Here is an 18,488-nt window from a genome sequence, read left to right on the forward strand (position 1 = left end):
TGTTGGGACTAATCTGCGATGGAAGCAGCTGGACGTGAGCCTTTGGTCGTGAGCAGGTTGTCGACGTCGCTGGCGACCATGCGGCCGTAGTTCATCGCCCCCAACCAGCCGGACATGATAATACCGACACTGCCGGCGTGATAGAGGCCCTCGATTTGCTTGGGGATGTCGAAGCTGACCCGCAGGCCTTCGAACTTGGTGCCAAAGCTGGCCCCGGCAACATGCTGGGTATAGTGCTTGAAGGTCATCGGCGTAGACGCTTCGGCGTGGTCGATCCGCTCACGGACGTTGGGCACATACTTGTCGAGGGCGTCGAGCGTGGTCTCGACAAGGTCAAGTTTGCTTTCTGCATAGTCTTCCTCGCTGAGTTCCGCCCAATCTTCGTAGCGGGCGTTCGTGCTGGAGACAATCAGGCAGCGAGGTCGACCCTCGGGACGGGTACGAGGATAATAAAACGAGTAAGTACGGCTGGTGATATCGCGACTCAGAAGCAGATCAGTTCGAAACACGGGAGCCGTCGAGCTAAAGAGCAAGTCGCCCGTGGATTCGTCGATCGTGTCATCAGCCTTCAGGGCCATGTAGACCTGGGTACTGGAGTTGTTGAGCCGAACAGCTTGGGCATCTTCAACAAACTGTGGTTCAAATTTCTCCTCTCCCACGAGCCGGAAAATGGTTTGCTTGAGGTTGGCGTTGGAGACGACCGCTTTTGTCTTGATAACACGGCCACCGACTTCGACGCCCGTTACGCGACCGCCCTCGCAGTGGATCCGCTCCACATCACAGCGAATACGGATATCGACGCTGTTGCGTTTGAGTTCCGCCTCCATGAGGCCGATCAGCCGATCGGTTCCTCCCCGAAAGGTGTAAACCCCTTTGGACATGAAATTGGAAAACACGATGCCATAGCTAATCGCGGGATCTTCAAGCGTGCTGCCATTGGCATAGGTAATCGGCTCCATTAGGAGGCGAATCACATCTTCTCGGCCGGGGAAGAAGCGGTCGAACAACTCGCGAGTCGTGAGGTGCTGATCGTCCTGGAAGTCCATCTTACGGGCCGCATCGAAGAATCCATGCACCGCTTCTGGTGCCACCTGGAACTGTTCGATCAGCAGCTTGGTGAAATCCTCTCGATTGAACGAAGTAGTGAGCGAGAACATCGGGTTGTCGAACCGGATGTGGTTGAGCTGCACAATACTGTCGGCAATCTCGCGGGTCCAATACCGCCGGCAACTCTTGACCATGCCATAGGGAAAGCCGTGGAGCGAGATATCAAAGATGTGCCCGCCTGGGCGCTTAAACCAGGTGGCCATCCCGCCGAGTTTGTAGTGCTGCTCCAGGAGAAGTACCCGGTAACCGGTCGCCCCGAGCATATTGGCCGCCGTCATACCGGCCAGGCCACTGCCGATGACGATCACGTCGTATTCATCTTGGGCGTCTTTAAGGAAATCTTTGGGCATGGAGTGGGTAATTTGTAGAGGTCCATTTTCTTCGCATTCTAACCCGGCGCGGAATAGGACGCAAACCACTTGCTATCGGCTATGGCCCAATCCAAATAACTAACGTCTCGGCATTCTCAGCAGTCTGATTTATGACCGACGTATTATCTACCTGTTGTTCGATGCCATGCCGCACACACAGCAGCAAAACTGGTTCGTCCGCATTCATGTGAGTAACGCGTTCAAATCCTGCATCACTGGATTGGATGTTCTTTGGTAGCTCTTGATACCAATCTTCTCCAGGCCTGAGTTGCATGGTGCCACGAATCTCATTCTTGGTAGCATAGCGAATCCACCACTTGCCACCATAGTCTTCAACTGAGAGCTCAAACGAAAAGTGACCAGGTTCCAGCTTGCCAAGAATGCGACGTTGAGGATGGTTATTCTCTAGCCAATCATTCAAGTCACCGGGCAAAATCTCTCCAAAAGAACCTTCCGAGACATAGAGTTGATATGAACTCGAAGTTGGAAGGCATAGTTCCCATCTCCAGCAACTGCCAGTTATCGTCTTGCGGCGTTGGACATGAAGCAACGATGGATCATCAACATAGAACTGTCCAAGTTCCTTTTTCAATTCTCGGACAGTGTCTCTTAGCGGGATTACTTCTCGACTATTTTGCCATAGGGCAGTTCCAAGTGCTACGATGGTCATGATTAAAAGCAGAGTGAGCAGCTTTATTCGCGGGCGAAGTTTCATGCCCTGAATTCTCCGGGATTTCCCGAACTTGAGTTTCAATATGACGAGAAAGGCACACAAGCACAAATCGTGATCGGAATGCCTATTTTCCATTCACGCTTGCGTTAGGGATCACACAACTGACATTGATGATCGAAATCACTGCGTTCCGCTTCACGCCCTCATCATCGTAGAGGATGCCCGCCGTGTAGTCACCGACAATAATGAATTCCGGTTTCTCGACGAAGTACTCCCTACCGTCATTCATGCGAATTTGTAAAGGGCACTCGGCTATCAACTCTCGAAGTTCTGAGTTTTCCATGAAACCTCCTGAGGACAAAAGGCGACTCTTGAAGATCGTTATATTCTACAATACCGAATGGCGAAAATCTACGGCGAGGCGGCGATGGTCGGGGGCGAGGACGCCCCGGCTCGCTAGTCGCGCAGGCAGTGTTGATTCGCCATCGAGATGCCGCTCATGATGCTGCCAATGATGCCGACGAAGCCTTGGTCCGTGCCACAGATGAACAAGTTTGGCAAGTGCGTGCGGCCGTCGAGTTGTTTGTCGGGGGCACCGTAGATCGCGCCGTAGTCGTGGCCGGTGAAGCGGACGATTGTGGTGGGAGTAAACATATCGGTATCGAGTACACGACTGCGATAGTCGGGCACAAACCGCACGGCGGAATCGGTGATGCGGTCGTACCAACGGAGTTTTTCGAGGCGATAGGTATCTTCGTCGAGACCTTGCCAGTAGTTGAAATTGGCGAGGGCTGTGATGCGCATCGTGCCGCAGATTTTCTCGGACTCGGCAGCGTAGTCAAAATTGTTGGGGCTGCAGATGACGCCGCTGCGCACGTCGCACGGTTCGGAGGGAACGGTCCAATGGAAAGTGTCACTGTCGTTAAAGAAAGTAATTGTCGAGCGGTGGCCCAAGTCACGTGGCTGCTGGTCAAGCGACGCGATGGTTTCGCAAAACGTGAGTCGTCCGGAAGAGCGTGGGGTGACGGGTTGGCCATCGTCACAGAGTCGCATCGTTTCGTGCCAGCCAGCGGAGGAGAGTACCCGCCGACCGGCAAAGTGTTCGCCATTTTCGAGTATCACGCCCGTAGTCTGGCCATTTTCGACGACGATCTCTTTCACCCCTGCCCGGAGTTTCAGTTCGCCCCCTAGACCACGGAATTTGCGCACCAGTTGTTTGAGAATCAGTCGTACTCCGGCGTGGGGACGACCCAGTCCCTCAAGAAAGATGCTGCGGAACATGATAGAGAATTGGCCCCAGTCCATGTCGTGCTCACGGGCTGAGCCGTAAAACATCAAGGGGCAGAAAAGCATCTCTACCAATAGCGGCTCGGAGATGAACTCGGCGACTCGCTCCCGAGCAGAGATTTCTTGGTGTGTTTGGTCGAGATCGTCGTACTCGACAATCGCGTCGATGAGCTGATTGAAGTTTGCCGCCTGCTCTGGGAATTCGCTGGCAACCTCGGATCGCAAATGATCGATTTCATTGTCGAATCGCAAACGCACTCCGGGAAAGACGACTTCGGAGCCTAGCTGTGGCGATATTTGCAACTCGTCCCAGGGGATTTTGAGTTGCCGCAGGAGGCGCGCGAGGGGTCCTTTTTTGGTTCCCTTTGGCGTAAAATTGGTGAGCGCGTGCAGGCCGACGTCGTAATCACGTCCGCGTAGGCGGTAGAAGGAATTCAGCCCACCGATCGTAGTGTGACGCTCAAGAATGCAGACCCGCTGGTCGTAATAGGCAAGTCGAATCCCCGCCGCCAAACCCGACATTCCTGCGCCGATAATGATCGTATCATACATTGCGAGGATTCATGAAGAAGCAAGCTACATGTCATTCCGCAATCCGAATTCCGCAATCCGAATTCATTTGGCTTTTTCTACGTCCTTCAAAATGGGCTTGAGATAGGTGACGGTGGAATCCATGCTGGCCAGATTGAGGTAGTCGTCCTCGGGGATTTGGATGCGGTGGCGCTTGCGGAGTTCCATCACGATATCTAGAAAATCCATGCTGTCGAGTTCTAGTTGCTCGCGGAAGTTTTTCGAATCGTCGAGATCCGACAAGTCTTCGTCTGGGGCAATGTTCTCGAGAATATCGAGGACTTCTTCTCTGATTTCTTCTGCGTTCATAGGGTTATTAGCTCCGCTAGATTGATAGTTATTCGTAGTAAGAACGGGGGCGGGGACGCCCCGGCTCGCTAGTGTTCGTTAAACATTCTTGATGATTACGACTGAGTTGATACCCAGCATACCAAATGAGTTGTTGAGGATGTAAGTCACCCCCTTTTTCGTGCGGGGTTCGCCCAGAATGAGTCCCGGCAAGGCACATTCTGGATCGAGGTTGTCTACGTTGATCGTATGATGACAGAAATCGTCCTCAAAGGATGGCAAATTGCCGGCCAATTCCAGCGATCCGGCAGCTCCCATCGCATGGCCGATGAAGCTCTTCGTGTTGTTGATGAGCGTGTTTGCTGAATCGCCGAAAACGTTCCTCAGTGCGACACACTCCTGGATGTCACCGCTGGTGGTTGCTGTGGCGTGGGTACTGACGATATCGATCTGGTCGGCGTTGATTTGGGCACGTTTAAGGGCCAGATTCATGCAGCGTGCCTGCTGCTGGGGATTGGGGAGGACAAAATCGCTGGCATCACTGGTCATCGCATGGCCGACCAATTCGCCGTAGATCTTAGCGTCCCGCTTGGCGGCATCGCTGTAACGCTCCAGAATGAAGAGGCTGCCCCCCTCGGCGACAACGATGCCATTGCGGTCGAGGTCGAAGGGTCGGCTCGCCTTGGTTGGGTCTCCATTTTCGGCGAGAGCACCCTGGCTGGCAAAGCCGGCAAAAATTCCAAAGGTACGAATGCTTTCAGAGACGCCCCCCGCAATTGCCAGGTCACACTCGCCCAGTTGCAGCATTTGCGCGCCTTGGATGAGACCGGCATTGCCCGCCGCACAGGCGGCGCCGATAGTATAGTGCGGACCGGTGATCCCCATATTCAAGGTGACTTCGCCGGCGGGGTTGTTGGCTACGGTGCGGGGATTGTGATGATGGGACCAAACCTTCGTGTCGTAGTCGAAGGCCTTGATCTCGTTGATCTCATTCTCTGTTTCGACGTTACCGTGCTCAGTCACGCCGATATAGACACCAACACGCTCGGGGTCGATCTTGCTCCACTCAAGACCAGAATCGGCAACCGCCTGATTGGCGCAATAAATTGACACACTGCCAGCTCGGGTGCCGCGGCGAAGCTCTTTGCGTTTCTGGTAGAGCAGCTCGTCGAAATGACACTCGCCTGCCAGAGTGTCCCCAACGTAACGAATATGATAGTTGTCGACACCGCTTTTGCCGGCCAAGAGCGCAGCACGAAAGTCGGCCAAGTTGTCACCGTTGGGGGCAGTCAGCCCGATGCCGGTGATCACGATTCGCTGGTCATCCACTGCACTACGGATCATGAGGGTATGTATTGATAGTTCGCGATATACCGCGATTGAATGATAATTTGACGAAAATGGGAACTTGTGAGCCTACCCCCGAACGGTATAAATGACAACCCGCACGATCCATCGGCATTGCGCCAACGGCTACTATGTAATAGCTAGTCTGGCAGGCCTAAATGTTGGCGGAAGGCCTTCCGTTGCTGCTCTCGTCCTTGTGAGTCGGTTATTGCGTTCCACTCGGTTTCGGCGTGCGCGAGAGCGTCGGGAATTGATTTGCTCGCCAGCGCATCATTGAGTGCTGCGAGGTAATTGTCGATACCGGGCAGCCGAGGGGCAAGGTAGGCATCTCGCTTGGAGAGAGATTCGGTTAGCCAAGCAGCATTTTCTTCGGCACTCTGGGCGGGTAGCCATTTTGACGCTTGCGACACTTGAGAACTACGAAACCACAATGTCGCCTTGCTGCGCTGGCTAAGTCGACCTCCCGTATTGCCACTGACGAGCCAGGGAAGCAACTTAAATGCTGAAGCGGCGTTTCGAGACGATGTCGTCACACTCACCAGTCGACCTGAGAATCCGAGAATCACCGGTGCGGCATCGCTTGTAGTTTTCTCCCAGCGATCGAGACTTGCGTTGAACATTTCCACAGAAGCTAGAAGGGGTGTCAGTTTATCGGCCAACAGCTTATCGCGGGGGGGAAGGGTCACCTGGCAGGATGATTCTTCACTTGTCTGGCCCTCTCCGTCCTTAATGTGGATCTGTTCCAGTGCACGCATCATCTGCGGCTCATCGAGCTGAGCATCCATCGACTCGGGCTCAAAAAACAAAGTGGCCCGGTCAACTGGCGGAGTCGCAGAGACAACACGTGCGATGAATTCTGCGGCAAGCGGAAATTCGTTTTCTGCATTGGTCGATCCGCGTAAGACATTAGGAGAATCATCCAGTTGCTCCCAAGTCCTTGGTAAGTTGTCAGGGACCACACCGTGCCATCCCAGGACCAAAGGCATTTCACCCAAAGGCACTCCCCAAACTTCACCTCCGAGGCGCATACATTGGTCTCTCAGCACAGGTAGTAGATCGCTGTAGTCTAGATCCGTGTCGTTGAGAACAGATTGGCGAACGGGCCGAAGCCATTGTCGGGACACGAGCGCTCCCAATTGTCGTGAAGGATAAATCACGACATCCGCTGTAAGAGTTTCAGCACTGAGGATCTCTGCAAGCGAAATGGTTTCAACCGCCAATTCTCCGCCACTTCGCTCGCTCCATTCGCCACTCAACAACTGGATCCCCTTTGCCAGATCGGGATCGTCAACCACTAACAGAGTCAGCTTGACCGCTGCCCGTGGGCTCACCGTAGGGATCTCAGCTTCGTCAGTAACGTGGGTTTGCTCTCGGCAACCGAAAGAAAAAAAGCAAATCAGTGCTAGGAAAACGGGGCGTATCATGTGTAGATTAGTGGCTCTAGGTAGGTGGGATTGAGTGTGTTCCACTTCGTCATTCTAGCTGTAGTTGGTGGCCTAGTGTATCTCATCATCCAATAACTTACTCCCACAGGAAAAAACATTCGCATGAGCAATTGCATCGGAATCGACGTTGGCACATCGGGCACCAAGGCGCTGGTGATTAGTCCCAAAGGCAAGATCTTAGCGGAAGCTTCGGCGAGTTATCCATGTCATCATCCTCAACCGCTGTGGAGTGAGCAAGACCCCGAAGATTGGTGGCAAGCGACGATCAAAGTCGTGCGAGCCGTCATAAAGAAGGCAAAACTAAAAGCTGGTGATGTTAAGGCAATCGGCCTCTCAGGCCAGATGCATGGTTCGGTTTTTCTGGATAAATCTGACAAAGTGATTCGCCCCGCCATCTTGTGGAATGATCAGCGGACTGCGGCAGAATGTGAAGAAATCGAAAAGCGAGCTGGTGGGCGAAAGGCACTGATAAAACTTGTAGCGAATCCGGCGCTAACGGGATTTACTGCACCGAAAATTATATGGTTGCGAAATAAGGAACCTAAGAACTTTGCTCGACTGGCAAAGGTACTCTTGCCCAAGGACGAGATTCGTCGCCGTCTGACCGGCGAGTATGCTACGGAAGTGAGCGATGCCAGCGGAATGTTGCTATTAGATGTTGTGAAGCGGAAATGGTCTAAACCCTTGCTCGCCAAGTTGGAACTCGACGAGAAATTGCTCGGCACCTGCTACGAATCGGAGGAGATCACCGGGAAACTCACGGATACCACGGCAAAGCTGCTGGGACTTTCCACGGATTGTGTTGTGGTCGGCGGGGCAGGGGACTGTGCCGCGGGGGCGGTGGGCAACGGAATCGTGAAGAGTGGACTGTTAAACACATCGCTAGGGACTTCCGGCGTGGTGTTTGTTCACAGCGACCAACCGCAATTTGATCCTGAAGGACGGCTGCATACTTTCTGCCATGCGGTTCGTGGGAAGTGGCACTTGATGGGGGTAACGCTAAGTGCGGCTGGTTCGCTGCAATGGTTTCACGATAACGTGTGTGCCGTGGGCACCAAGGGAAAACCTTCCTATGAACAGCTCACCAAGGAAGCCGCCGACAAGCCTGCCGGTGCGGATGGTTTACAATTCCTGCCCTATCTAGCGGGGGAACGAACGCCGCATCTCGACCCGAATGCCCGGGGCGCGTTCATTGGACTTACGCAGAGCCACACGCGAGGACATCTCACCCGCGCGATCATGGAAGGCGTCACTTATTCTCTGCGAGACAGTTACGCCATTATGAGCGATCTTGGGGTGCCGGTGAAACAGATCCGCGCCTCAGGTGGCGGAGCGAAGAATCCCTTCTGGCGGCAAATGCAAGCCGACATTCTAGGCAAGCCAGTTTCTGCCATGGTCGCCGACGAAGGGGCTGCTTACGGGGTGGCACTGCTGGCGGCCGTGGGTGCGGGTCACTACAAGAACATCACCGAGGCCTGTGCGGCGACGATCAAGACGGCGGATGAAACTAAGCCGAACGCCAAAAATCGCAAAGTGTACGATCAGGCTTTCCCTGTGTATCAGGGCTTGTACCGTGCCTTGAAGGGGGAGTTTGTGAAGCTGGGGTAGAGGACTTTGCCGGTAGCCGTGGTTCGCGTTGCGAACCAACCTTAGCCGTGTCTCAACGAGTCACACGCCCTACTTAAAGAGTTCAACATTTTCCTTGTCGAAGTCCGCGTCGGTGAAGCCATTGTTTAGCTTGATATTGACGTAGGTGTAGGCTTCTTCCAGTGGTGGTTCGCCGCCCGGTTGTTCTGGCCACATGTACGAAGCGTAGCGGATGGGCAGTTTCAGTTCGTTGTCGATGAAGAGTTCGGCCTTGTAGAAGCGGAAGTTCTGTCGAGGAATGGGATGGACGACCTCGATCAGCGTGGCAGCGCGACCATTGATGACGCTCTGCTTCGTTTGTACTTCGCATTCGCCAAACTGAGTATCGTTTGTGGCAACGTCGATTAGCTCGGTTACCAAGTTTCGTACGCCCAACTTATAGATGGGATATTTCTGGCCATTCATGGCGAGGCGACCATCGGGATCCAACTCAAACTTTCCTAGGCGTTTCTTGAAACCGCAATCACGGGCGACGAGCAGACCCTTGGTATTATTTGGCCCGGCGTTGTAGAGGCACTCCCGACCCTTATGAGGTTGAAGGAAGAACATATAGACCGCGAAGGGCTGATGGCGAACCTTGATAAATGCGACCTCTTTGGGCATCAGTTCGCCATTTATTCGCTCTTCTTTGATCAGCATGGCGCTGTAGTCGGCAATCGTTGTATCTATTCGAACCAAGCCCTCTTGAGCAACACGCATCGCCGGCATCAAGGGATGCTCACCTGGCCTGAGCTCCAAATTGAGTGGGGCTTGAGCGGCAGGGGGGGTGATACGCGAGGCCATTTGAGGGGGCTGGGCAACAGCTTCCTCATGAGCCACCCTAAAAATTGGCTCGACCAATTGGCCGTCCTGCTGAACTTGCGAAAAAGCGGTGGAACTACTGAGGATGGCTACAACGAGAGACGCGAGGCCACGAGTGGCAGCCGCTGGCAGGAATTCGGATAGACCGCTACGCATGATATTATTTCTCCAGTAAGAATGCTGGCCGGACTTCTTAACTATCGCCCTGAGTGGAAAATTCAATTACAATTTTCGGGCGAATCGGTATGGTTTACTTAACCCGATCCTCCAGTGCCCATCCGCCCTGACGCTAGTGACTCCAGAACGGTAGGCGAGGGATCTTAGGGGCAGCGGGAAGCTGAGAAAAGAGGAATTTGTACTAATGGGATCTGCTGCACTTGTGATACAAACTATCGTTTCGATGCCGTTTGATGAGAATTCTTATGTGCTATCACTCCCAGGGCAGAGTGAGTGTGTGATAGTCGATCCAGGCTTTGATCCGCAGGAGATTGTGGCTGTACTGGCCGAGAAGCAGCTATCTCCCGTGGCAATCCTTTGTACTCACGGGCACTCGGACCACATTGCTGGCAATGGCCATTTGAAAGAACTCTGGCCGGACTGTCCTTTGGTGATTGGCCACGGCGATGCTGGCAAATTGACCGATCCCGTGGGGAACCTCTCGGCGGGTTTTGGGTTCAACCTTGTGAGCCCCGCCGCAGATCAGACCGTCAAGGAGGGAGACGTGCTAGATCTAGCCGGTATGAAACTCCTGGTGCGGGAAACGCCGGGGCATTCATCGGGGCACGTCGTTTTCGTGATCGAAGATTCTCAACCACCGATCGTCATTGGTGGAGACGTGCTATTTTCTGGAAGCATTGGCCGCACGGATTTCCCTGATGGAAGTTTCGAAGATTTGAAGCAGGCGATTCACGAAAAGCTATTCATCCTCCCAGATGAGACATTGGTTCTCTCAGGCCATGGACCGACGACGACTATCGGAGAAGAGAAACGAACGAATCCGTTCGTAGGATTAGGCGAACCGAATGTGTGAACTGGCGATTAAGATTGTCTCTTCTACTCACTCACCAGTTTATCCATGCCTTCCAATTCGGCCTCAAAATCGGCCACTTGTTCTTTGGTGGGTTGATTAGCGGGCAATTCCAGAGTGAAGGAACTTCCTTTACCAGGTGTGCTATCAACGAGGATTTGACCGCCATGTTCTTCCAGGATCTTGCGACTAACGGGCAATCCAAGACCCGTGCCGCGGCCTCCCTTGCGAGAAACGAAAACATGAAAAATTGCGTCCAGGTCATCAGGCGAAATTCCAGCGCCATTATCGGTGACTACCAAACGGGCAGTTTTCTCAGTGGGATCGAAACTGGTTGTGACCGTCACTTGCGGTCCGTCCGATTCTTCACTGGCATCAATCGCATTGGTGACAACGTTTAGGAGCGCACGGTGCATGGCTTCGAAATCAAATAATAAGAGTGGCATTGCCTCATCGTATTCAGCGGCTAGCGACACTTTCGTTTCTTCTGCGTGGACCTGCATTAGCTCAACGACGTCTTTTACAAGTTCGTTGAGATCGCCAACCCGAGGCTCTGGTTCGCGTTCTTTGCTGAAAGTGAGCATGTCCATCACCAGGGCAGAGATCCGTTCCTGGTTGCGTTCTACAATTCCCCAGCCTTTGCGAATGGTCTCGACAGCCTTATCGGCCGCTGCATCGACGTCGGTATTTTCAGCGAGAAGTTTTTCATGGTCGGCGAGTCCTAGTTCGATGAGATAACTGCCGCCACGTACTCCTTGCAAGATGTTTTTGATGTGATGCGACAAGGATGCGATCGTTTGACCCACCGCGGCGAGACGTTCGGCTTGGAGCATGGCTTTGTAGTAGGACGTGTCCTCAACCGCCAACGCTGCTTGGTGCGCGATGGCGATCATCAATCGCAGGTGTTCTTCGGTGAATTGATCGATTTTTCCCGCGTTGAGCAACATTCTTTGCGGGGTAATCACAGTATCAATGTAGATCACGCCTACGACATTGTACCGACCTTGCATAGGAACACAGATAGCTTCACGAACCCCCAAGCTGACAATGCTTTGAGTGGGATCCCAGCGTTTGTCATCACGCGCATTGCTCGTGAGTACGCCTTCGGTATGTTCCACGACATAGTCGAGAATCGTTTTGCTAATCGAAATCTTATCGTCGGTTCGAACGCCTCGCCGATGGCGTCGGACTTTCGGTACTAACTTGTCCGCGTCGGTATCATAGAGCATGATGCAGCCACGATCGGCATCGACCCAGTCGAAAATCATTTCCATGATACGAGCGAGCAATTGGTCGATGTCCATTGTATGGCTGACCGCCAATGCAGTGCGATACATGATCTGCAAGTTGCTGCGAGCGCGTGCGATCCAAGGGCTTGAAGAGTCGCTCGCATCTGGCAAAAGCCAATCGCTTCCACTGGAGTGACTCAGTGCAGCGACAATGCGCGAACCATCATTGGAGTCGGCTCGCGGTATGATGTCTACTTTGTCAGCAATATCTTCGTAGCTATTCTCGACAAAACCCGTATAGAGCAAAAGTGATCTGCCAAATTGCAACTGGTCGCCGCTCACCAGTTCACGATCAGTTGCGTGTTGCCCATTGATAAAAGTACCGTTTGAACTGCTGAGATCACGTAGTACGTAGACGTCACCACGGCGCACCAATTCCGCATGTTCACGCGACACTTCGGTATCGTGGAGACGTATCGAATTTGCCTGCGTGCGACCAACTGTGTGGACTGCGTCTTCCAATTGGAAGCGCGTTCCCTGGTCACGACCGCGAATTACAAACAACGACGGCACTGCCCTAAGTTCTCCAAGAAAAATTGCTGCCCAGTGAGTAAGATAAGCTAAACTAAGCTCCGTAAGACTCAAAATGGTATTACGTGTCCTTAGTGGCTCATGCTGGAATTGTCCTGAAGGTGCGCCTATCACCCTCAGTTTTTAATTCCATACAACACTTTGATTTTAGGGAGCATCGGGCCAGAGTGGTAGGGTTTGAATGCCAAAACTCTAGTAGGGAAAGGACTTAGATTCGGTTAGTAGGTTCCGAGTACAACGACTGGGGGGTCCTTGCGGGAGTGCTCATGGCCATTTCGATGAAAATGGAATCGCAGGCCGGTGCTCTGTAGGACATTGGTACTATGGCTTCCTCCGCTGGCTGCCAGAAATCAGCTTTTGATCTAATCAGGCTATCTAACCACAAATTCCTTGCTTGCTAGCAAGCAAGAAATTAAGGAATAATCACCGGCGATTTGCAGTATTTCGGTGGATCGGATCGAGCGCAGAAATGCTCTTTACGGCTGAGAGAGTTCTCGGCACAATACGCCCCGCAAATTTACCTGCCGCCCCTCCCGCTTGCCGGGCGTCGTGCCCATGGGTGGTATTTCCTAACGTCGGTCAAGGATGACCCCAATCAGCAAGGAGTGCTGACGTGAAAGCCCTGTACTTATTCTCAATTGTTTCGCTTAGTCTCGCTGCTCTGTCCAACCAAGCTATGTCCCAAGAAGCGGGGCCGAGTGCAAATTCAGCTCGATATGGATATGGCGTTGTCGATGTAACCTACATCTTCAAGCATTATCAACGATTTACCACTTCGATGGATAACATGAAGAAGGCCATGGAATCGGCAGATGGCCAACTCAAGAGCGAGCGAGATACCATCGCCGAGAAAGAGCAAGTTCGTACGCAATACAACCCGGGCGCGCCTGAATTCAAGCAGATCGACGAAGAAATTGCCCGACTCAAAGCGGAATTTCAATTGAAGGCTGGCAAAATTCGCCGGGACTTCCTTGAGAGGGAAGCTCAGGTCTACTACTCGACCTATCAAGAAGTAAGCAACGCGGTTCAGTATTATGCCCAACAACACAATATCGGCATGGTGTTGCGATTTAATGGGGATGCGATTGATCCCAATAATCGCGAAGATATCTTGCGGGCAATAAACAAGCCTGTAGTCTTCCAAAATAATGTGGACATCACACCCGATATTTTGGCTCTCTTGAATCGGGGTGGAACTCCTGGTGGGACTTTGCCCGCTGCTAGTGCTGGTGGCGGTACCCTGAAGTAACTATTCGTGAGAGTTCGACCGCCCATTCGTGAGGCGGTCGAACGGTTTCCTGTTTCTGTCACCACGTTGTTCGTAGATACCTGTCATGACTCCTGCACGTCTACAACGCACGATTTGCCAACCCATTGCCGTTTTCGGCTTTGGTTATTGGAGTGGAAATGATGTGCGGGTTGAGTTCCGGCCAGCTCCTGCAGGGAGTGGAATCACGTTTGTTCGAGATGACTTGGGCCCTCACGCACGAGTTCCAGCCAAAGCGGAATACCGCATTGAAGTCCCTCGACGCACATGTTTGAAAAAAGACAACGTGCAGGTTGATATGGTCGAACATATTCTGGCAGCCTTAGCTGGCATGCAGATCGACAACTGCGAAGTGGGAGTCGATCAATGCGAAATGCCAGGATGCGACGGATCGGCTATGGCGTTCGTCGCTGCCTTGGAAACTGTTGGTTCTACATCTCAAGAAACTGCGGTACAGCAACTCGTTGTCACTCAACCTATGCGGCTTGCCGAGGGTGATGGTTGGATAGAAGCGAAACCATCGCCAGAAGAATCTTATCGAGTAGCCTTTACTTTGGACTACCCACAAGACTCCTCGATTGGTTTTCAACAGGCGGACTTGGAAGTAACTCCGGACCGGTTTTTTGAAGAGGTCGCTTCGTGTAGGACATTTATTCTGAAGCGAGAAGCGGATGAGTTGCTAGGGCGAGGGTATTGCAAACGAGTTAGCACTCGCGACTTGTTGATCTTCGACGAACAAGGCCCTGTGAATAACAAACTTCGGTTTCCGAATGAATGTGCGCGACATAAAGCGTTGGACTTGATTGGAGATATGGCATTGACGGGATGCGAGATCGTTGGAAGCATTGCCGCATATCGAAGCGGGCATCAGTTGAACGCGAAGTTCGCTCAGCAATTGTCGGCACGTTTTGATCAATCCATGTTGAGAGCGACTGCGTAAACAGGCGGCAACCTTCGAAATTTGAATTTCCAGTAGGCCGAACTATGAGAATTGAGCAATGGCAATAACTATCGCTGCAAACGCCTGGATCGATCCACGGGCTGAAGTCGACAAGGAAGTCGAAATCGGGCCGTTCTGTATGATCGGACCTGGAGCAAAGATTGGTCGGGGAACCCGCTTGCTCAACAATGTGACCGTTATGGGGGATGTCACCATCGGCCGCAATAACTTGATCTATCCCAACGTTGTTCTGGGAGCTGAACCGCAAGATGTCAGCTATACGGGCGGTGACACTTGTGTCGAGATTGGCGAAGGAAACACGTTTCGAGAAGGGGTGACCGTCAATCGGGGCACTGAAAAAGAGGACGGGATCACCCGGATCGGAAACAAGAACTTCTTTATGGGAAATGTCCATATCGCCCATGATTGCAAGCTTGGTGACCACATCATCATTGCCAACGGAAGCTTGCTAGCCGGACATGTCCATGTTGAGGACTATGCCTCGATCTCAGGTGGATGTGCCATTCACCACTTTGTTACGGTTGGCAAGTACAGCTTTCTAGCGGGGCTCAGTCGAGCTTTGCACGATGTTCCGCCGTATATGCTCGCCGAGGGAATTGCCGCGCATCCCCGCTGCATCAATATCGTGGCACTCAAACGTCGAGATTTTTCCTCTGATGCGATCAATAGTCTAGCCGCCGCCCATCGGCTGCTTTACCGCTCTAAGGTCGGTTTGACACATGCCAGGGAAATCCTCCGCACCAACAACCAGGAAACTCCCGAGGTCCAACACTTGCTGAGCTTCATCGATAATCAGCAGGAAGGGAAGCACGGTCGGGGCCGAGAACTGAGGAGAGCAGCGTGAGTCGTCTTCGACTAGCCATCGTTGGAGCAGGGCATCTAGGCAAGTTTCATGCACGCCTAGCCGCTTCGCTACCCGATGCGCGCCTGGTGGCTGTCGTCGATCCAATAGAGAACGCACGCAACCAATTGGCTTCCGAGACGGGTGCCAAGCCACTCGACAATATCCAAGACCTCTTTGGGCTGGTCGACGCTGCGATTGTTGCTACGCCAACTTTTTCACACAGTGATGTTGCCCGCGAATTGCTCACGGGGGGCATCCATGTGCTGGTTGAGAAGCCCATCACTTCGACTGTGGAACAGGCGAATGAGTTGGTCCAACTAGCACAGAAGCAGCAACTGGTTCTCCAGGTTGGCCATATCGAGAGATTCAATCCTGCTTGGAAGGCTGTCAGAAAGCGTCTGCACAACCCAAAATACATCACCGCCCGACGACTAAGTTCCTATTCGTTTAGGTCAACGGACGTCGGTGTCGTACACGATCTGATGATTCACGATATCGATGCAGTGCTCAGCATGGTGAATTCGCCAATTACCCGAGTTGAAGCCGTGGGGATTTCTGTCCTCGGCAATTCGGAAGACATGGTTGATGCTCGCTTACATTTCTCATCAGGTTGCATTGCCAATCTCACCGCGTCGCGTGTCAGTCACACGGCAGAGCGCTCCATGCAAGTATTTACTGATGAGTGCTGTGCAACCGTAGATTTTGGAGCACGAGAAGCCAGGATCGTAGAGCCGACTGCTGAGATTCTTTCCCGGCAGTTCCAGGTGGATATGCTCAGCGTTGATCAGAAGTCGAGACTTCGAGAGCAGTTGTTCGCTGAACTGCTTGTCAATAGTGAGGTGGCCGTTGAAGATTCGAACGCAATGCTCGACGAGCAGCTGGACTTTGCACGTGCAATCCGCACCAGCACCGATCCCTTGGTCACAGGTGCCGATGGTCGCGATGCCTTGGTCGTAGCCGAGTCGATTCTGCAACAGGTTCATGCCCACCAATGGGATGGAATTGCAGGAAATCGCCGAGGGCCAATGGCCCAGCCTCAGGGCGATTCAGTGCTGGAAATCGACGACTACTGGTCGGAAGATGATACGGTTATCCTGCGTCGCAAAGCGGGTTAGTGCAGGGGGCCTGCCTGCAATAGTGATACCAAGTCACTCATTTGGGTTTCCGGGCGAGTCGTTCGTCAGCTTTCAGGAGCCGTTCTTCCATCCGTGAGACATGATGCATTACGCTCGAATCGCCTGCGAACCCTAAGATTCGGCGGTCGACTTCATGCTCTTGCGATACGATGCGTCCTTTTTCAATGTCAAATCGCACGGTCCCTTTAGTCAATCGCTCGATAAGATTCGATTCAACGAATGCATTCACCGGTGTCAGAATCTGATATTCGACGGTGATTGTGGCGATTCCGTGCTTAACCGATTCAAGTGTACAAACCCGGCGGGTGCGAACTTGGATCGAGGCACCGCTTTTCGTTTCGGCGGGGACATCGTAGGACTCGTCCCACTGCTCGCCAATGGCGACCGGCTCTTCTGGCAGCCGCAAGGTGATAGGCATGTCGTCAGTAACAGGCGGTTGGGGATGTTTTTCTTCGCGGGAAATGATATCTCCTGTGGGAGAAATACGAACTACGGACAGGGGTACTCCCACCGCTCGAGCTACCTGCTCAAACCCAGCAGGAGGGCTTGTGTCGCGTTCGCTATCAAATTCGACCAGTGCTCGATTGGGGACCCGATTGCTCATCCGTACCACTTCGACCAAATGCACAAACTCCATCTCGCCGTTTGGCAGTACGTCGGTCACCTTCCATGCCTTGATTGATTCGCTTTTGGTCTCAGCTTGCTGGGTGGTACCTTCCATGGTGCTACGAATATCGGCCGTGTGGTCAACGCGATATCGAAGCACTTCTCCCAACTCAAACTTGTAGGCGAGAGTATAAGTTTCGCCTGAATCAGCGGATTCAACTGCTGCGATCGCGAAATTTCCGACAAGGGAAATAGTAGACAACAGCAGAACGATATGGGGAGTTTTTAAGTTGGGCATCCTTGCACCTCAGGAAATAGTGGTCAGGGTCAGTAGTTGGTGGTCAGTAGTGCAACTGACTACTGACCACAGACGACTGACAACTTAATCATCACGCGGTAGGCGGCCACCCCATCCCAGCTTCTCGCGAAGCGTGCGGTAGTAGCCGTATCCGGCAATTTCGACGAGTTGAAACTGCGCCTTGCTGCGAGTGATGCGTATCCGGTCGTTGGCGGTCGGCTGACAAAGAACTTTGCCATCCACTACCAGGGACGTTCCCTCATGGGGCTGGGGAACGACCAATTCAAACACTCGCTCGGCGGAATCGACTACAGGTCGATTCGTGAGCGTGTGTGGGCTGATCGGCGAAATGACGAATGCCTGCAAATCTTTTCGCAGGATTGGCCCCCCCGCCGACAGGCTGTGAGCCGTCGAGCCTACGGGTGTGCTGACGATCAAGCCGTCGCAACTATAAGTGGTTACTAATTCAGAGTCAACGTAAAGCTGCACTTCGAGAATCTTGAACGGAGCCCCTGCTAGCACTGAAACCTCATTGAGTCCCAGGGCTTGGTGAACAGTTTTCCCCTTAGAAATGACTTCGCATTCGAACATCAAGTGTGAAATCACCCGATACTCCCCCGCCGCCACTTGGGGCAACAACAAAGGCAGTAGCTCGGGTTGCAGATCGGCCAGAAATCCAAGGTGCCCCAGGTTCACTCCCAGAATCGGCAACTGCTGGTAGCCCAATCGGTGGGCGGCACGAAGCATTGAACCATCACCACCGAGCACAATCGCAAAATCAATTTCCTCGGTGGGCAAGTCGCCGCCAATGTCCTCCAATGCAACCACATCCACATGTTGCTCGACCAGTGGTCGCAGCTTGACCGCCTGCTCATTGAGATGCGGACGGCTCTCATCCACGAGCATCAACACCCGTTGACGCGTTGATTTCGATTTTCTAGCAACGGCTGACATGCTACTAGCATAACAACGGGGCTGGGTGCCGACGAGAGC

At 53.0% G+C, this 18,488-nt stretch carries 17 protein-coding genes; 6 read left to right on the plus strand and 11 right to left on the minus strand.

What is annotated here, in order from left to right; all coding sequences use genetic code 11:
- Nucleotides 1-8: 8 nt before the first annotated feature.
- The 7 genes from Pr1d_RS11010 to Pr1d_RS11040 all read right to left on the minus strand — a co-directional run bounded on the left by Pr1d_RS11010 (nucleotide 9) and on the right by Pr1d_RS11040 (nucleotide 7,067).
- A complete protein-coding gene (locus tag Pr1d_RS11010) occupies nucleotides 9-1,457 on the minus strand; it encodes a phytoene desaturase family protein (protein WP_148073569.1) in 1,449 nt (482 codons plus the stop codon).
- A gap of 79 nt (nucleotides 1,458-1,536) precedes the next feature.
- Nucleotides 1,537-2,193, minus strand: coding sequence for a hypothetical protein (locus Pr1d_RS11015; RefSeq protein WP_148073570.1), 657 nt, complete (start codon nucleotides 2,191-2,193; stop codon nucleotides 1,537-1,539).
- Between the two features lie 82 nt (nucleotides 2,194-2,275).
- Nucleotides 2,276-2,494 carry a hypothetical protein gene (locus Pr1d_RS11020; protein ID WP_148073571.1) on the minus strand — a complete coding sequence of 73 codons (219 nt, stop codon included), beginning with the start codon at nucleotides 2,492-2,494 and terminating at the stop codon, nucleotides 2,276-2,278.
- A 113-nt stretch (nucleotides 2,495-2,607) separates the two neighbouring features.
- Entirely contained in the window at nucleotides 2,608-3,990 is a 1,383-nt protein-coding gene (locus Pr1d_RS11025) for a phytoene desaturase family protein (protein WP_148073572.1), read from the minus strand.
- A 63-nt stretch (nucleotides 3,991-4,053) separates the two neighbouring features.
- Nucleotides 4,054-4,317: an acyl carrier protein gene (locus tag Pr1d_RS11030; protein ID WP_148073573.1), complete on the minus strand. Its 264-nt coding sequence runs from the start codon at nucleotides 4,315-4,317 to the stop codon at nucleotides 4,054-4,056.
- Between the two features lie 78 nt (nucleotides 4,318-4,395).
- Nucleotides 4,396-5,640 (minus strand): beta-ketoacyl-[acyl-carrier-protein] synthase family protein, encoded by a 1,245-nt coding sequence (locus tag Pr1d_RS11035; RefSeq protein WP_148073574.1) that lies wholly within the window; start codon nucleotides 5,638-5,640, stop codon nucleotides 4,396-4,398.
- A gap of 143 nt (nucleotides 5,641-5,783) precedes the next feature.
- The gene (locus Pr1d_RS11040; protein ID WP_148073575.1) at nucleotides 5,784-7,067 is read right to left on the minus strand and encodes a type 2 periplasmic-binding domain-containing protein; all 1,284 of its coding nucleotides are present in this window, start codon (nucleotides 7,065-7,067) and stop codon (nucleotides 5,784-5,786) included.
- 123 nt (nucleotides 7,068-7,190) lie between these two features.
- Between Pr1d_RS11040 and xylB the strand changes: the two genes are divergently transcribed.
- Nucleotides 7,191-8,696, plus strand: a complete 1,506-nt coding sequence (gene xylB / locus Pr1d_RS11045) for a xylulokinase (RefSeq protein ID WP_148073576.1) — start codon at nucleotides 7,191-7,193, stop codon at nucleotides 8,694-8,696.
- A 69-nt stretch (nucleotides 8,697-8,765) separates the two neighbouring features.
- Here xylB and Pr1d_RS11050 read toward each other — a convergent pair whose 3' ends face one another.
- Nucleotides 8,766-9,692, minus strand: coding sequence for a DUF1571 domain-containing protein (locus tag Pr1d_RS11050; protein ID WP_148073577.1), 927 nt, complete (start codon nucleotides 9,690-9,692; stop codon nucleotides 8,766-8,768).
- 205 nt (nucleotides 9,693-9,897) lie between these two features.
- Between Pr1d_RS11050 and Pr1d_RS11055 the strand changes: the two genes are divergently transcribed.
- On the plus strand, nucleotides 9,898-10,566 hold the full coding sequence (locus Pr1d_RS11055; protein ID WP_148073578.1) for an MBL fold metallo-hydrolase: 669 nt from the start codon (nucleotides 9,898-9,900) through the stop codon (nucleotides 10,564-10,566).
- A 23-nt stretch (nucleotides 10,567-10,589) separates the two neighbouring features.
- On the opposite strand, the gene Pr1d_RS11060 is transcribed toward Pr1d_RS11055, so the two are convergent.
- Nucleotides 10,590-12,365, minus strand: coding sequence for an ATP-binding protein (locus Pr1d_RS11060; protein WP_148073579.1), 1,776 nt, complete (start codon nucleotides 12,363-12,365; stop codon nucleotides 10,590-10,592).
- 631 nt (nucleotides 12,366-12,996) lie between these two features.
- Here Pr1d_RS11060 and Pr1d_RS11065 point away from each other — a divergent pair.
- From Pr1d_RS11065 to Pr1d_RS11080, 4 genes are all read left to right on the plus strand, one after another.
- Nucleotides 12,997-13,632 (plus strand): OmpH family outer membrane protein, encoded by a 636-nt coding sequence (locus tag Pr1d_RS11065; RefSeq protein ID WP_148073580.1) that lies wholly within the window; start codon nucleotides 12,997-12,999, stop codon nucleotides 13,630-13,632.
- 85 nt (nucleotides 13,633-13,717) lie between these two features.
- Nucleotides 13,718-14,590: a UDP-3-O-acyl-N-acetylglucosamine deacetylase gene (gene lpxC / locus Pr1d_RS11070; RefSeq protein ID WP_148073581.1), complete on the plus strand. Its 873-nt coding sequence runs from the start codon at nucleotides 13,718-13,720 to the stop codon at nucleotides 14,588-14,590.
- Nucleotides 14,591-14,648: 58 nt separating this feature from the next.
- Complete coding sequence (gene lpxA, locus Pr1d_RS11075; RefSeq protein WP_148073582.1) at nucleotides 14,649-15,455, plus strand: acyl-ACP--UDP-N-acetylglucosamine O-acyltransferase; 807 nt, start codon at nucleotides 14,649-14,651, stop codon at nucleotides 15,453-15,455.
- On the plus strand, nucleotides 15,452-16,570 hold the full coding sequence (locus Pr1d_RS11080; RefSeq protein ID WP_148073583.1) for a Gfo/Idh/MocA family protein: 1,119 nt from the start codon (nucleotides 15,452-15,454) through the stop codon (nucleotides 16,568-16,570). The genes lpxA and Pr1d_RS11080 overlap by 4 nt, the downstream gene beginning before the upstream one ends.
- A gap of 37 nt (nucleotides 16,571-16,607) precedes the next feature.
- On the opposite strand, the gene Pr1d_RS11085 is transcribed toward Pr1d_RS11080, so the two are convergent.
- Nucleotides 16,608-17,495: a hypothetical protein gene (locus tag Pr1d_RS11085; RefSeq protein WP_148073584.1), complete on the minus strand. Its 888-nt coding sequence runs from the start codon at nucleotides 17,493-17,495 to the stop codon at nucleotides 16,608-16,610.
- An 84-nt stretch (nucleotides 17,496-17,579) separates the two neighbouring features.
- Nucleotides 17,580-18,449, minus strand: a complete 870-nt coding sequence (locus tag Pr1d_RS11090; protein WP_238476687.1) for an NAD(+)/NADH kinase — start codon at nucleotides 18,447-18,449, stop codon at nucleotides 17,580-17,582.
- Nucleotides 18,450-18,488 lie beyond the last annotated feature (39 nt).

Source organism: Bythopirellula goksoeyrii (assembly GCF_008065115.1).
GTDB lineage: Bacteria > Planctomycetota > Planctomycetia > Pirellulales > Lacipirellulaceae > Bythopirellula > Bythopirellula goksoeyrii.